At 58.5% G+C, this 12,922-nt stretch carries 16 protein-coding genes; 11 read left to right on the forward strand and 5 right to left on the reverse strand.

Features of this window, described 5'->3' with window-relative positions; all coding sequences use genetic code 11:
* Positions 1 to 453: 453 nt before the first annotated feature.
* Entirely contained in the window at positions 454 to 2,385 is a 1,932-nt protein-coding gene (locus AC25BC_RS00505) for a hypothetical protein (RefSeq protein WP_128438516.1), read from the forward strand.
* A 28-nt stretch (positions 2,386 to 2,413) separates the two neighbouring features.
* Positions 2,414 to 2,632, forward strand: coding sequence for a hypothetical protein (locus tag AC25BC_RS00510; RefSeq protein ID WP_012755836.1), 219 nt, complete (start codon positions 2,414 to 2,416; stop codon positions 2,630 to 2,632).
* Positions 2,633 to 2,724: 92 nt separating this feature from the next.
* Here AC25BC_RS00510 and AC25BC_RS00515 read toward each other — a convergent pair whose 3' ends face one another.
* Together AC25BC_RS00515 and AC25BC_RS00520 are read right to left on the reverse strand one after the other, a co-directional pair.
* Entirely contained in the window at positions 2,725 to 2,970 is a 246-nt protein-coding gene (locus AC25BC_RS00515) for a DUF982 domain-containing protein (RefSeq protein ID WP_012755837.1), read from the reverse strand.
* A gap of 238 nt (positions 2,971 to 3,208) precedes the next feature.
* On the reverse strand, positions 3,209 to 3,730 hold the full coding sequence (locus AC25BC_RS00520) for a hypothetical protein (RefSeq protein WP_017995901.1): 522 nt from the start codon (positions 3,728 to 3,730) through the stop codon (positions 3,209 to 3,211).
* A 205-nt stretch (positions 3,731 to 3,935) separates the two neighbouring features.
* Between AC25BC_RS00520 and AC25BC_RS00525 the strand changes: the two genes are divergently transcribed.
* Complete coding sequence (locus AC25BC_RS00525; protein ID WP_012755839.1) at positions 3,936 to 4,118, forward strand: hypothetical protein; 183 nt, start codon at positions 3,936 to 3,938, stop codon at positions 4,116 to 4,118.
* 27 nt (positions 4,119 to 4,145) lie between these two features.
* Positions 4,146 to 4,442 carry a hypothetical protein gene (locus tag AC25BC_RS00530; RefSeq protein ID WP_017995902.1) on the forward strand — a complete coding sequence of 99 codons (297 nt, stop codon included), beginning with the start codon at positions 4,146 to 4,148 and terminating at the stop codon, positions 4,440 to 4,442.
* A gap of 262 nt (positions 4,443 to 4,704) precedes the next feature.
* Here the strand turns inward: AC25BC_RS00530 and AC25BC_RS00535 are convergent, their stop codons facing one another.
* Complete coding sequence (locus AC25BC_RS00535) at positions 4,705 to 5,196, reverse strand: hypothetical protein (protein WP_017995903.1); 492 nt, start codon at positions 5,194 to 5,196, stop codon at positions 4,705 to 4,707.
* Between the two features lie 211 nt (positions 5,197 to 5,407).
* Between AC25BC_RS00535 and AC25BC_RS00540 the strand changes: the two genes are divergently transcribed.
* Entirely contained in the window at positions 5,408 to 5,995 is a 588-nt protein-coding gene (locus tag AC25BC_RS00540) for a hypothetical protein (RefSeq protein WP_012755842.1), read from the forward strand.
* A 90-nt stretch (positions 5,996 to 6,085) separates the two neighbouring features.
* Here AC25BC_RS00540 and AC25BC_RS00545 read toward each other — a convergent pair whose 3' ends face one another.
* Positions 6,086 to 6,784 carry a class I SAM-dependent methyltransferase gene (locus tag AC25BC_RS00545; protein WP_113546454.1) on the reverse strand — a complete coding sequence of 233 codons (699 nt, stop codon included), beginning with the start codon at positions 6,782 to 6,784 and terminating at the stop codon, positions 6,086 to 6,088.
* Between the two features lie 199 nt (positions 6,785 to 6,983).
* Here AC25BC_RS00545 and AC25BC_RS00550 point away from each other — a divergent pair, with 199 nt between their 5' ends.
* The 6 genes from AC25BC_RS00550 to AC25BC_RS00575 all read left to right on the forward strand — a co-directional run bounded on the left by AC25BC_RS00550 (position 6,984) and on the right by AC25BC_RS00575 (position 11,151).
* On the forward strand, positions 6,984 to 7,304 hold the full coding sequence (locus AC25BC_RS00550; RefSeq protein ID WP_012755844.1) for a hypothetical protein: 321 nt from the start codon (positions 6,984 to 6,986) through the stop codon (positions 7,302 to 7,304).
* 191 nt (positions 7,305 to 7,495) lie between these two features.
* Positions 7,496 to 7,867, forward strand: coding sequence for a hypothetical protein (locus tag AC25BC_RS00555; protein WP_012755845.1), 372 nt, complete (start codon positions 7,496 to 7,498; stop codon positions 7,865 to 7,867).
* Positions 7,868 to 8,021: 154 nt separating this feature from the next.
* Positions 8,022 to 8,324, forward strand: a complete 303-nt coding sequence (locus tag AC25BC_RS00560; protein WP_012755846.1) for a hypothetical protein — start codon at positions 8,022 to 8,024, stop codon at positions 8,322 to 8,324.
* Between the two features lie 296 nt (positions 8,325 to 8,620).
* Positions 8,621 to 9,292 (forward strand): class I SAM-dependent methyltransferase, encoded by a 672-nt coding sequence (locus AC25BC_RS00565; RefSeq protein WP_012755847.1) that lies wholly within the window; start codon positions 8,621 to 8,623, stop codon positions 9,290 to 9,292.
* A 19-nt stretch (positions 9,293 to 9,311) separates the two neighbouring features.
* Positions 9,312 to 9,947 carry a TetR family transcriptional regulator gene (locus tag AC25BC_RS00570; protein ID WP_012755848.1) on the forward strand — a complete coding sequence of 212 codons (636 nt, stop codon included), beginning with the start codon at positions 9,312 to 9,314 and terminating at the stop codon, positions 9,945 to 9,947.
* A gap of 307 nt (positions 9,948 to 10,254) precedes the next feature.
* Positions 10,255 to 11,151 carry an aldo/keto reductase gene (locus tag AC25BC_RS00575; RefSeq protein ID WP_128438517.1) on the forward strand — a complete coding sequence of 299 codons (897 nt, stop codon included), beginning with the start codon at positions 10,255 to 10,257 and terminating at the stop codon, positions 11,149 to 11,151.
* A gap of 252 nt (positions 11,152 to 11,403) precedes the next feature.
* Here the strand turns inward: AC25BC_RS00575 and AC25BC_RS00580 are convergent, their stop codons facing one another.
* Positions 11,404 to 12,522, reverse strand: a complete 1,119-nt coding sequence (locus AC25BC_RS00580) for an IS4 family transposase (RefSeq protein WP_017993194.1) — start codon at positions 12,520 to 12,522, stop codon at positions 11,404 to 11,406.
* Positions 12,523 to 12,922 lie beyond the last annotated feature (400 nt).

Here is a 12,922-nt window from a genome sequence, read left to right on the forward strand (position 1 = left end):
ACCTGTTGAACCGCGGGAAGAAATTTGCCGTTCCAGGTGCTTTGCCGACGCTATCCTTCGTTCGGGCGATCAGGTGGAAGTTTCATTAGCAACAGAGCGAGCAGCGCTGCTCGATTGATTGATTTGGGTTTTTGGCTTTGCAGTAATTTGCCTAAGGATATCTTCAACCCCGCGGAAAATGCCTAAACACCGCTATCGCAGGTGTTTCGGAAAACGATATTACATATAGAATTATTCTAAAGCTAACCGGCAATAAGCTGGTTTGCGAAAAATCTATTCGCAATGGCGAGGATCTCAAGCATAACGCAACCTTTGCGTCTCTCGCGCATATTGAATTTCGTAGGACATTGGGACAAGGTGCCCGCCGCATAACGAATTCGCGACTTTATTATTGCAGTGCGTGCATTTCACTTTTCATGTGAATACCCGGGTACGTGGTGACGTAAAGGCAAAATGGCTTTTGTTCTAAACACCTTTGGTAGGTTGCAGCTCGTTGACGGGGAGGGGAGCCTCGTCGCCTTTCCCGAGAAAGGTTTGCTGCTTCTCGTCTATTTGTTGACGACCGGTGAAAGTTCGGCGGATCGAACGACCTTGGCGCGTTTTCTGTGGGGCGATGCCGATAGGGACGTTGCGCTTTCGACGTTGCGTAAGCTGATTTCGAGAGTGAAGGCCCGTCAAGCCGAACTCGGAATAAACATTCTCTCATCCCAGGGCAACATGGTCTCTCTCGACCGAAAGTTCTTGTCTTCCGACCTCCTGCTATCCGAGACCGACGAAGCGGTCGCGTCGTTCTCTCTGCTTAAACATCTTGTGAAGCTGCTGAACCAACCCTTTCTGGGGCCGGTTCACTGCCACAGCCGCGAGTTTCAACAGTGGCTTGCCGAGCGCGAAAAATGCCATATCGACCTTCTCGCAAATACATTGAAAACGGTATCGCGACGAGCGCAGTCGAGAGCGGAATCAGAACTCCTGCGAAAGGCCGCCATTATCCTGTTTCGGACGGAACCGAAGGATCCGGATACGCTGCAGTTGCTGATAGAGATATTCAAGGCGGAGGAAGAGGTTGAATCGCTTCGGACCTATTTCGAACAGCGGCGCAATTCGATTTCGCGAGGGATCGCGGTACGCGGCGCATCCGACGGTGCTGACACAAAACCCGTTCGCCCGGCGTTAGTGCCGTCAAGGGAAAAACACGTAACCGCTGCTTCCCTTGAGCCCGAGGACGTCAGCATTGCAATTCCTCGCCTGGTGCTGCTTCCACCCAGAAATCAATCCATTCATCCCCAAGCCGGTTTTTTAGCTGCGTCTTTGGTGGAGGATATCACGATTGGATTTTGCGCCTTCAACAGCCTGCAGGTCATAGCCCCATATTCGGCGGTGCAAATTGGCCACCACATGGAGACCCAGAAGGCCTTCTTTGAACGACATCACGTCAATTACATTCTCGACACTCGGATCAGCAATGCGGGCGATGACGTCACCCTGTTCGCCCAACTGATCTTTTTTGACCAGAATCAAATTGTCTGGGCAGAGAGGTTCAGCCTTGATCATCGGGATCTTGTCAAAGACAGGAGGACTGTCTCTCGACGGATTGCTCTTTCCATATCCAGCGAAATCGAGCGCCATGAGGCGTTGCGCGAGGATTTGAACCCGGCGGCTTACCATCGATATCTCGTTGGCAGGCGGCATCTGGCGCGGCTGACGCTTCCGAATCTACGGCGTGCGCGCAAGGAGATGAAAGCCGCGCTCAGCCTCAGCCCCGATTTCGCACCGGCGCTGAGTTCAATGGCGCGGACTTACTCCAAGGAATGGCTGTTGACCGCGCGGGGTGATATCGATCTGTTGAAAACGGCAGAGACCTTGGCAAAGCAGGCCACCGAAACGCGTCCGGATTTTGCCGATGGATATCGCGAGTTCGGCGTGGCGAAATTGTTGCAGGGTGCATTTGACGAAAGCGCCGAGGCAATGGAAGTGGCGGAGAGCCTCGCCCCGCACTATGCGGATGTTATTGCCGACTACGCCGACACTTTGGTTCATTGTTCGCTCCCTGCCATCGCCTTGCGAAAGATCGAGCGGGCAATCGAGCTGAACCCGCTCAGCCCCGACACCTATTTCTGGACCGCTGCCGGCGCAAATTATGCCCTTGGCGAATTCGAAGCTTCGCTGGATTACATTGGGCAGATGGCCGATGCCAGTTTGGCCGACAGGCTAGCGGCCGCAAGCTGGGCCATGTTGGGCCATCAGGACAAGGCGCGGATCTTCGTCAGGAGGTTTCGCGAAGTCAATCCGGACTTCGACGTGGACAAATGGCTGTCTGCGGTTCCGAGTAAGGAGCAATGGCATAAGGATCTTTACCGAGAAGGCCTGAAGAAAGCTGGATTTTAAACACCAATCATTAGAAGAGGGAAAAAGCATGGCTAGAGTTGTTGTTATTAGTGTTGAAGGCGACGATGATCTCTGGGTCGCTGATCTGGACGCCGGCACGGTGGTGCCTCTTCCGTCTCCCAAGTCGGGCGGGCTGAAAGCGGTAACCGACCTTCGAGCAACCGGGGCAATCGTGACAAAGGGCGTCAATCTGGCCGTGGTGGTCAAGTCTGCGGACGCGGCATTGTCGGGCCATTATGATGGCTGATCGCGCATAATCTCTGCATCATCACGCTGGATGGCGGGCCGAGATGATCGCTCGCCTTCCAGCGCCAGATAGGCGCCGCACGGGTCGTGGCCTCATTCCTTAATCGGGATTCCGGCTTCGATCGCAGCGTCGATGAACGCCTGCCGCGCCTCTTCCCGGTTTCGTTTGCCCGACATCACATCGGCGCAAACCGCACAGGCTCTATCCAGGGCAGGACCCTCTTCGGTCGGCCAGTCTTCGACCAGCGCCCATGTCGCGGCCTGGGTCGTCTGGATCACCACCCACTGATCCGGCCCTTCAAGGGCAAGCGTCACCGGCTTCTTCCAAATGGTTTGCATGATCTCAGCACCTCCGCTGCGTGCTCTCTATAGGCTGCTCACATAGCGCGGTTCATCCAGCGTGGCGAGGTGAGCGGGTGAACGAGATAGTTTCTCCAGCAGCGAGGACATCGTCGCCCGCCTTATAGGACCCATGTCTTGCCCGGAAACTCATGGCCGCCCCCACGACAGTCTCTGTGTGAGCCCTCGAAGCAATGAAACCCGCAGTCGAATATAACCGCGCATTTGCATGCGACGCCTAGAACTCCTGAACGAATTCACACGCCAGCAATGTCTTTCCTGGCAAGGCGTTGCCTTGGCGGGCAACGATGGAGACCTTTCCAGGCCCGGCCATTCCTGGTTCCGGCTGCAGATCTGCCGGCAGCTCGCGCGAATAGCCCTTGGTGGATGTGCCCAGTAGATCCGAGGTCTCCGGCTTCAAACCGTATTTTGCGGCCAGATCGTCGGCGCGTTCGCCCTCGACCAAAATTCCGACCGCGTTGCTTGCAAAGAAAACCTCGGTCGATTTAAAGCCGTCGCGGCCTATCTGGTTCGGGAGTTTGTAGATCGCCGCGCCCAAGGATGACGTGTCCGGCTTGGCCAAAGCTTCCACGACATCATAGACCTTCATTGCCGATGTCATCGTATAGGGTGGTTTGCAAAGGGCTGCGTCAAAGAATTTGTCATTGGCCGAATCGGCCAGAACCTGCCCGGCCTGAAATGCCGCAAAAGCGACGCATGCGGAGACGGCAGCGTGGCGAATGAATTTGGCGTTGTGCACGGAATATTTTCCCGAGAGAGTGGCTGTCGCGGATTGGCGCGTTGCGAGTTTCGAATGCCTAGGGGATTCGAAGTAATTATGCTACCCCAAGTTTAATCTCTCAGCTCCACTCTTCTCTTCCGTCTGGCCGTGCTGATGGGTAGGATGAGTGGCATCGGGCGCGGAGACGGAGATATCGTCGAGCCCTTCCGAAGGCAGGAAAGTCATGATCGCAGCCTATATTGATGAAATCATCATGTTTTGCGCCGGCCTGTGGATGACATCAGTCGGCTTTGGTTATCTGCCATATCCAGGCAAGCCGGCCAGCCGGCCACCGTTGATTCGCCATTTCAAGTGGATGGGTCCCTTGCTGCTCGCGATCGCAGTGGTTCTGGCGGCTGCCTCATAAGCTGCGTGCTCAGGCTGGGGTGAAGCAATGACCGATATGTTGGCCTGCCCGTCCTGCGGATTGGACAAAACAGAATCGATCGTCCACCGCGGTTCCTACATTCTCCGATGCGCCGCCTGCGGCGAAGCGATTGTCGCCACATCATTCATGGCGATGCGCGACTCGGATCACCTGTGTTCGGCCTTTATCGATCCGGGTCCCGGAAAACCTCCTCCGCCAGAGATGCTCGTCGCGCGTGGACCGCTCCGGCAGATCGCAACGGCAATTAGCGCTGCGGCGAATGATGGAACTCTGATACGTCTGATTTCTGAAGTGAAAGATTGAAGCCCGCCTTTACACAGCTGGCGCCCTCATGGGCGTAACCGGACGAGAATCTTCGCCCCGGGAACTCTCAACTGTTCCGCCAGCGGCGCCTTCCGGCTGCCGGCCGCGAGCTGATTGGCTGACGAAGAGGATGGGTAGTGCCGACACTGTGATAATCGTTTTGCGCGAAACTGCTTCAGGTTTTCAAGATGGAGATCGGGAGATCAACGATAAGCACTTCTCGTCGGCCGCTCCAGTCTCACCAAGGCAGCGAAGGGAAAAACTATTGAGCGGTCGGGTGGTCTCTCAAATAGTCTTCCCTTTCTTCCTTCCCGACCAAAGATGAGTAATAGCCGCTGCAAACCAGATATGAGCACTCATCCGGGTTGCCCGTTTGCCATCCCGGCTGGCAGAGTACGACGTGATGGAATTTGGCGTTGCAAAGTCCGTGGTTTGCTAGGAGCCGCGGATCGTTTCCGAAATACGCGCTTATGGCTTTCTCGCGAGTCCAGGCAGGAACGACTTTCCAATCAGCGTCGCCGCCCTCTTCGCTCACGTTGGCGAGCGCACAGAACGACCAATTGGATATGACAATCGGCTGATCGCAGGAAAAAGCCTGGACGGCGCTTCCCAGCACGATCGAAATCAATGCCAACAATCGCCGGACGCAAACGGCCACGCTCTTCTCCCCCATACAGCTTATTCGCATCGCGCTTCTACCCCCGAGATTCATTGCAGGGATCCTATCAGAAGGGACTGGATAATAGAAGATCATAACTAAGAATATTTTCCTAGTTCACGGATCGTTCTTGCGCTAGGTTTGCCGCAAATGCAACCACGGACTGTTAGATGTTGAGCAAATTTTTTCTCCGAGGTCAGGTGATGGTGTGGACGAGCTTTGGCCGTCACGCGCGGCATGAACGGAGTTCCCGCAACAGGCTCCGGAGGGCGGGCGGATACCGATCGACAACACGGGCGAGGGGCTGATGGCGGAATTCAACCCTCGCGACAAAAGCCGAACCAGTCAAGGAAAGACGCGGGCGATGGTGCGCAGGCATACCGCTCCGCCGAGCGGCATGGATGACGGCAGTCTTCGCTGGCAATGGTTCACCATTCAGTTGCTGGAATCTGCGGCCTTCACGACATTGAGTGCGAATGCCTGCCGCGCCTTCTTCCGCATCGTCATCGAGCACACGTCGCACGCCGCCTTGGAAAACGGCAAGCTTGTCGTGACCCATCCTCAGTTCGTGTCTTACGGCGTGACCGGCGAATATGTGGCCGATGCGATCGATGAGCTCGAATATAAGGGGTTGATAAAAGTTCGCCGCGGCCGGGCGGGCAGCGGTGTCGCGCATCCCAACCGGTTCACGCTGACTTTTGTCGGTGACCATGAAGGTGCGCCGCCCACCGACGAGTGGAAGCGATGCACGGCGGAAAGGTGCCGGAAATGGTCCGAGACCGACCGCAAGATTGCCGCCGACAAACGCGGACGCGTCGGCAGGAAGAAAAAAACCCCACTTCGGAATCCCGAAATCCCCCCGCTTCGGGATTCCGAAATTCGCCGCGCTTCGTGAGCTGCGCAGGTGAAGAAACAGGCAATGATTTCAATGCCGCAACCAATTTCGGGATTCCGAAGTGCTATATAGATCTTGGTGGGGCTGTCCCTAACGAAGGCACTTTGCCACGATCAGGAACTCCGTCTCCCGCCCCCCGATCTTCCCAGCCGAAGTCGTGCGAAGCAGAAGGCCGAAAGCTTCATAGAGCCAATAAAGTGGGGGAATTCGGTCCTTGAGCGCGTGCACCTGCGTCGACACATATTCGCCGACGAAGACCACATCCATGCCGAGTTCCTTCAATGTCCCTTCAATCTCCGAATGGGATGCCTCCGCGGCGTGCTCGACGCGAAAGGGGGCATAGCCCGGCTTTCCGGCGTTTTTCTGCCTGAGAACATAGCGATAGAACAAGACGTGGGTCCACCAGGGCGTCAGATCGGTGAAGATCCCCTTGGCTGAGTTCAGGATCGGACCCTTGACGAACACCAGGCCACCGGGAGACAGGGTGTCATGGGCCCTCAACAAGGCAGAGCGCGGGCTTTCCAAATGCTCGAGAACGTCCCAGAAGACGCAGGCGTCGAAGTGACGATCTCCATAGTCGATGGTTTGAGCATCGCCGAGGATCCGCTCGGCCGCGTCCCTGTTCTTCTCCAGCTGCTCCTTGGAGATATCAACGACGGTATATCTCGCACCTTTCAAGGGGATATGCGTGCGGGAGCCGCCTCCAACCTCAAGGATATCTGTGTTGTTGTTGCCGGAAAACGCAGATTGTGCGTGCGACAGCGCGTCGTTTACCCACGGCGAAGCCATAATCCTTCCCTCCTGAAAGATTAACGTCTACGACTATAAGCAAGCATTAATATACTATTTTAGAAATATTTTAAACATCTCTGGGACGGGCGGCGCCGTCCGGCCGGAATTGAGGCAAGCCGTCAGCCTAGTTTCGCGCAACCTTCCTGATGTATCCGCAGGTTTGATGATCTTTGAGGCGCTTCAGCCGGAGGAATGCATGACGGTGGGAATTTTTCGGGCTCTGGCTGCCCTGGCGATGATGACGGCCCTTGGCGGCTGCATCGACCATGCCAATGATCCCGTACTCCTGGCGGTCGGCGTGCCGGTCAATCCGCCTGTTGTTGCGCACGGCATTTGCATGACCGACGGCAACGCCATGTATGACGAGGCAAGGAAGCAGTATCAGCTGCGCGCCCAACTGACCGGATATGCCGGGGCCGATGAGCTGGAGGCCGAAACGATAGCGCGCGCCGCCGCCCATCGCCAATATGTCGCCTGCCTCTCCGGCCAGGGCTACCGGACATTATACGCGAATTGAGAACAGAGAATTCAGCTTTCCTCACCAGCGCCGTTTGAGCCCTCTTCCTGATCGCGACTTTTCACGTTTTTCGGCGATTTAGTCACGCCGGATCGCCTGCAATCACGAGTTTTGGAAGTTGCAGGCAACGGCGGAACTCCGCACGCGGGAAAGGCATTCTCTCGAGATAAATCCAGTAAGGAGGGTTTATCATGAAAATGCTCAGACTTGCCCCTTCCACCGTCGCGCTTAGCGCCCTTCTCGCCCTCACATCGATCATCCCCGCGCAGGCGGCGCCCGCCCAGGCGGTTCGGCCGCCTGCTGTCTCGGGCGTGAAAATGGTGCAATATAAACCACATCCCGGGTCCTGGCATGGCTATCAAGGTTTCCGCACCGAGCGCCCCGGCACCCGCCGCCATTCCGATGGCTACTGGTATCCGCTTGCTGCTTTCGGCGTCGAGGCCGGCACCACAGGCTCCATCGTCCGCCCGCCGGTGAACAGGCCGGCAGCTCCGGAAATGTGCAACCCTACGTTTTCTGGATCGATCGGTCCCGGTAGCATGCCTTGCGATAACGGCTATTGAGCCGGCAAATGAAAAAGGCGGCGATGAGCCGCCTTTTTCTCGATCGGGCCGCCGCTCACATGTCCGTGACCTCTGCTTTGGCACCGTAGTATGTGACAGATCGCCTTCCTAACTCCGGGGCGTAAATTCCCCGAATCCTCCCAAGGAGACGATGATGACCACGACTTTCAAGAACGGCCTGATGGCCGCTGCCTTCGGCACAATTCTCGGCCTCTCGGCCTTCTCGGCAACGGCAGCTCCCCTTCAGTCGAGCGCGACGGAGCAGGGTGCGACGACGCGTCCGGTTGCCCAACAGGAAACCAAGGTTGAGCACGACAGGCGCACCACCGGTTCGATCGGCGAGCGCGCCTCGGAAACCACGGGCTCGACACATTATATGATGAACCCGAAGAAGCCGCTCAACCAGGATTGCAAGCTCGGCTTCAACCCGACGAGCAGCTCTAGCTGCAACTACTGACAAGGCGCTTCGGCGTTTTCGCGATCGTGAGCGGCCCGCAATGGGCTGAAGGGGCGGCCTCAGGGTCGCCCTTTCGCATGCGGGGTGACTGGTTGCGCTGGGTCCATTGTCGCCCGTTTGGAAAATGTTGCATCGAATGCAAAAATGCAATAAGTACAGAATCATGCAAACTGGTGACAGTGGGTGTTGCGAAAAGCCGCAGCCAAGAGCGATTGACGCGTCTGCCTTGGAATTGCCATGCTCGCCGCGATGGTCGCATTTTATAATCAATCGAATTTCAGACAGGTGGGATAGTCATGACTGCAAAGGCCGCATGCTCCGATTTCCTGCATTTTTTCCGCTCCTGGATCAGCAACCCGCTTCGGGTCGCGGCCATCGCGCCGTCGGGGGATTCGCTTGCCAGGATCATGACCAGTGAAATTGCCGCACTCGACGGTCCGATCATCGAACTCGGCCCGGGAACCGGCGTCTTCACCCGGGCGCTGCTGGCGCGCGGCGTCAGCGAAGCGGATCTGACCCTGATCGAGTACGGCCCGGAGTTCATCACCTCGCTGCAGGCACGGTTCCCGACGGCGCGCGTGTTGCAGATGGATGCCGCCCATCTCGCCCATGCCGATATTTTCGAGGGCGAACCGGTCGGCGCAGTCGTCAGCGGCCTGCCTCTGCTCTCCATGTCGCCCCGCAAGATCGCCTCGATCATGGCCGGCGCCTTCGCCTATATGCGCCCGGGCGGAGCCATTTATCAGTTTACCTATGGTCCGCGCTGCCCGGTGCCGCGGCCGATCCTCGATCGTCTCGGCCTGAAGGCGGTGCGCATCGGCGGCACGGTGCGCAACCTGCCGCCGGCCTCCGTCTACAGGATTTCACGCCGCAAGCCGCTGGAACTGTCGCGCGAGCGCATCAGCTATCGCCAGAGCGAGACTGAAATCGACGACGTCGCCGCCTTTTCCAACGAAACCGGCGGCTGAACGATGATGCCGGGCCGGAATGGCTGAGAACAAGCGGACGGAGACAACCGAAGGCAGGCGGGAACGCAAGCGGCGGCAGACGCGCGAGCGCATTGAGCATGCGGCGATGTCCCTCTTTCTGCAGCGCGGCTTTGAGGGCACGACGATCGAGGACATCACCGAGGCGGCCGATGTCTCCAAGCGCAGTTTCTTCGATTATTTCCCCTCCAAGGAAGAGGTGGTTTTCGCCTGGCAGGATGCCTTCGCCGATCGCTTGATGGCGGCGGTCGCCGCAAGGCCGGCGGCAGAATCCTCGGTCGCCGCCGTCGAGGCGGCGATCACGGCAACCGTCATCGCTGCCGTCGACGAGCCTGGCCTGGCGCTTGGCGAACTCATCCATCGCACGCCGGCGCTGAAGGCCCGCGACCAGCTGAAATACGCCAGGCTCGAACAGAAGCTCGCCGAGGCGCTGCTGCTGCGCAAGGGAGGTGATCCGCTTGAGCGGCCCCGCATGCGCGTCCTTGCGGCTGTCGTCATCGGTGCGCTGCGCGTCGGGGCGGAACTCTGGCAGCAGCGCCCGCCGGGCGCCTCGCTTGAGGATTTCGCCCGGGAGATCTTCGCCGACCTCTGGAAGATGCTGGCGGAATTCGGCGACGAGGCGAAGACCAGGCTTTGACCCAGCCCGCCTGAGGATCACTGCGCTCGCCCGATGCGTCGGTTCGATGTCGATGTTTCCACTCATCCCTGTCATCGGGCCCTGTTATCGGGACTGGGCCGTCCTATATCTGCAAGCGTCGTAGCGGCCACATTCTGCTGATCCCGCGATAGGCGGATCATCACCATGCCGGGCATCGCTTTCGATCAGGGCAGACATTCGCGCTCGAAGGCATCTCCGAAAGCCTCGGCATTCGTGCCGCCGCTGTTTAACCGCCTCCGACCGTTCCACCGAATTTCAATGATTGATTGATAAGAGAGGAAAGACCATGTCCAGTTACAACGCAGCCCAATACAACGCAGCGAAGTCAGGCACCTTCAAGATCGGCGGCAATATCGAGATCAATCGTCTCGGTTTCGGTGCCATGCGCGTCACCGGCAAGGGCATCTGGGGCGAGCCTTCCGATCATGCCGAATCCATCCGTACGCTGAAGCGCCTGCCGGAACTCGGCGTGAACTTTATCGATACGGCCGATTCCTACGGCCCCGATGTCTCCGAATGGCTGATCAAGGAAGCGCTGCATCCCTATGGCGGCAAGTCGGTCATCGCCACCAAGGGCGGCCTGACCCGCCACGGACCCGATATCTGGCTGCCTGTGGGACGTCCGGAATACCTGATCCAGCAGGCGCATAAGAGCCTGCGCAATCTCGGCGTCGAGCAGATCGATCTCTGGCAGCTGCACAGGATCGATCAGAAGGTGCCGGCCAAGGAACAGTTCGATGCGATCAAATCGCTGCTCGATACCGGCCTCATCCGCCATGCGGGTCTCAGCGAAGTGTCCGTTGCCGACATCGAGGCCGCCTCGAAGCACTTCAAGGTCGCGACCGTCCAGAACCGCTACAATCTCGTCGATCGCACCAGCGAGGACGTCCTCGATTATTGCACCAAGCACAATATCGGCTTCATCCCCTGGTACCCGCTCGCCGCCGGCGATCTCGCCAAGCCCGGCTCGCTGCTCGATACGATCGCCAAAAAGCACAATGCCGCACCCAGCCAGATCGCGCTCGCCTGGGTGCTGAAGCGCAGCCCGGTCATGCTGCCGATCCCCGGCACCTCCAAGGTCAAGCATCTTGAGGAAAACGTGGCGGCGGTTGATATCGCGCTGTCAGACGAGGAATTCTCCGCCCTCGACGCCGAGGGCAGCAAAGTCTTCAAGGCTGCTTGACGGGCAAACCGGCGAAAGATGTCTGTGCCTATGGCAGCCCCTCACCCTCACCCTCATATGCGCTAGGTTAAGCGAGCGTGTAGATCGTCGCATTGTTTTCGGCGTCGTCGCGGCGGCTCACAGAGGTGGCGACGACTTCGCGTGACGAGATTACAGACGGCCTGCCACAGAAGTGGTCCGCGGATGGCGGCGCAAATGGTGGCCAGGGCGATCTTCATGAGACGCCAGCGCGATGGGCTTGCCAATGGGGGGCTAGCCAGTGGGGTTGCCACATCCAGAGGGGGGAGAGTCCGGGACTTGCCCGGCAATCTGTTCGGCGATGATGGCGACGATCAGTCTGGCGTAGAGCCATGCCCGGGCCAGTTCCGGCTTCTTGGCCGGCAAGCTGTCGAGGCCGGCCAGGCTCTTGAACCGTTTGAACGCCAGCTCGATTTGCCAGCGGAAGCGATAGAGGGTGAGGATATCGGCCGGCGGGAAGGTGGTGGCCGGCAGCGAGGTCAGCAGCAGAATGTACTTCGCCGCCTCGAGACTGCGCGGATCGGGTTTTTTGCCGTGCTTGCGGGCGGCTTTGAGCAGACGCTCCTGCTCGGCTTGGGCCTGTTGCGGATCCTTGCGTCGGACAATGAGGCGCAGGGCCAGCGGCGGTGGTGGCGGCGTCCCCGTCATGCCTTCGTGGACACGAACCTGCACCTCGCCTTCCTGCTCTTGCTGAGCGGCGAGTGCGGCAAACAGATCAAAGGGCTCGCCATTCGTCTGCAACAGGCGCAACGAGTTCCAGCCGGTCCGCACGATGAAGTCTGCACCGGCGTCGATCACCGGCCGCAGGTCGCGCGGTCTTGCATAGTAGCGATCGGCCAGCACGATATCGCCGGGTGCGTAGGTAAGGCGCTGAAGGTTCTCGGCACCATGGATGTCGGTCAACTCAAGCTGATCGACCTGAGCCGTTGCCAAGTTGTAGCCGACATGTAACCGCCATGTCGTGCGGTCAGCGCCTGGATGGCAAATCGACGTTCCATCGAGCACACGCAAGCGATATCCCGCAAAGCGCCCCGTCGGCACTTTGGCCTGTTCGGCAATCAGCGCGGCCACGATGTCGCCAAGCCAAGGCGCCGCTTTGCACAGCCGCTCAAGCAGCGATGGGTCTGACAAACGGGCGATCCCGCCCGCTTCGGCCCATGCACAGGTCTCGCGTAGCGACATGCCAAGGCCGCCATAGGCAAGTGCCAGCCGCAACAGCGTCTCGGCATTCTTGATTTCCCGCACCCGCGTAAAAGCACCGCGCAACCGCGCCGTTGCTTCCAAGTCAAAACCCGCCGGAAGCCGCTCGCGCACTTCCGGCCAATGATCCAAAACCTCAGGACGAATCTTCATCCAAAGCTTGAATCACAACCAGATTCCTTATGTCCAGGGCTAAACCTAGCGCATATGACCCTCACCCTCTCCCCGTAAAAACGGGGCGAGGGGACGTGCCCTGCGATGGTGCGATGGGTGGTGGGGAACGGAGAGGGTGCGGCATATCCCCTTCGCCCCGCGAGCGGGGAGAAGGTGCCGGCAGGCGGATGAGGGGCGAGTCTATCGGCGATCCGAGAGGGCCACAATTTTCGGCATAATTTTGACCATCTGGTCAAACATGCTGCAAAATGAGGCGGATACCTGTTATTTTGAGGGCAAGCCTTGCATCTAGCGCATTGCTGCATTGCGGTATTTTCGCTATTCCGAATCAAAAGAATTGGCTATTACTATCTTCGTAAGCAGCGCACTCCTCCTCCCA

The sequence above is a fragment of the Rhizobium sp. WSM409 genome (assembly GCF_057653825.1).

Bases quoted from the DNA above. Each gene is read 5' to 3' on its own strand.
- AC25BC_RS00580 (WP_017993194.1), bottom strand. From the start codon at position 12,522: ATGAAGATTCGTCCTGAGGTTTTGGATCATTGGCCGGAAGTGCGCGAG.
- AC25BC_RS00575 (WP_128438517.1), top strand. From the start codon at position 10,255: ATGTCCAGTTACAACGCAGCCCAATACAACGCAGCGAAGTCAGGCACC.
- AC25BC_RS00515 (WP_012755837.1), bottom strand. From the start codon at position 2,970: ATGCAAACCATTTGGAAGAAGCCGGTGACGCTTGCCCTTGAAGGGCCG.
- AC25BC_RS00505 (WP_128438516.1), top strand. From the start codon at position 454: ATGGCTTTTGTTCTAAACACCTTTGGTAGGTTGCAGCTCGTTGACGGG.
- AC25BC_RS00540 (WP_012755842.1), top strand. From the start codon at position 5,408: ATGGCGGAATTCAACCCTCGCGACAAAAGCCGAACCAGTCAAGGAAAG.
- AC25BC_RS00545 (WP_113546454.1), bottom strand. From the start codon at position 6,784: ATGGCTTCGCCGTGGGTAAACGACGCGCTGTCGCACGCACAATCTGCG.
- AC25BC_RS00530 (WP_017995902.1), top strand. From the start codon at position 4,146: ATGACCGATATGTTGGCCTGCCCGTCCTGCGGATTGGACAAAACAGAA.
- AC25BC_RS00570 (WP_012755848.1), top strand. From the start codon at position 9,312: ATGGCTGAGAACAAGCGGACGGAGACAACCGAAGGCAGGCGGGAACGC.
- AC25BC_RS00510 (WP_012755836.1), top strand. From the start codon at position 2,414: ATGGCTAGAGTTGTTGTTATTAGTGTTGAAGGCGACGATGATCTCTGG.
- AC25BC_RS00555 (WP_012755845.1), top strand. From the start codon at position 7,496: ATGAAAATGCTCAGACTTGCCCCTTCCACCGTCGCGCTTAGCGCCCTT.
- AC25BC_RS00550 (WP_012755844.1), top strand. From the start codon at position 6,984: ATGACGGTGGGAATTTTTCGGGCTCTGGCTGCCCTGGCGATGATGACG.
- AC25BC_RS00560 (WP_012755846.1), top strand. From the start codon at position 8,022: ATGACCACGACTTTCAAGAACGGCCTGATGGCCGCTGCCTTCGGCACA.
- AC25BC_RS00535 (WP_017995903.1), bottom strand. From the start codon at position 5,196: ATGATCTTCTATTATCCAGTCCCTTCTGATAGGATCCCTGCAATGAAT.
- AC25BC_RS00525 (WP_012755839.1), top strand. From the start codon at position 3,936: ATGATCGCAGCCTATATTGATGAAATCATCATGTTTTGCGCCGGCCTG.
- AC25BC_RS00565 (WP_012755847.1), top strand. From the start codon at position 8,621: ATGACTGCAAAGGCCGCATGCTCCGATTTCCTGCATTTTTTCCGCTCC.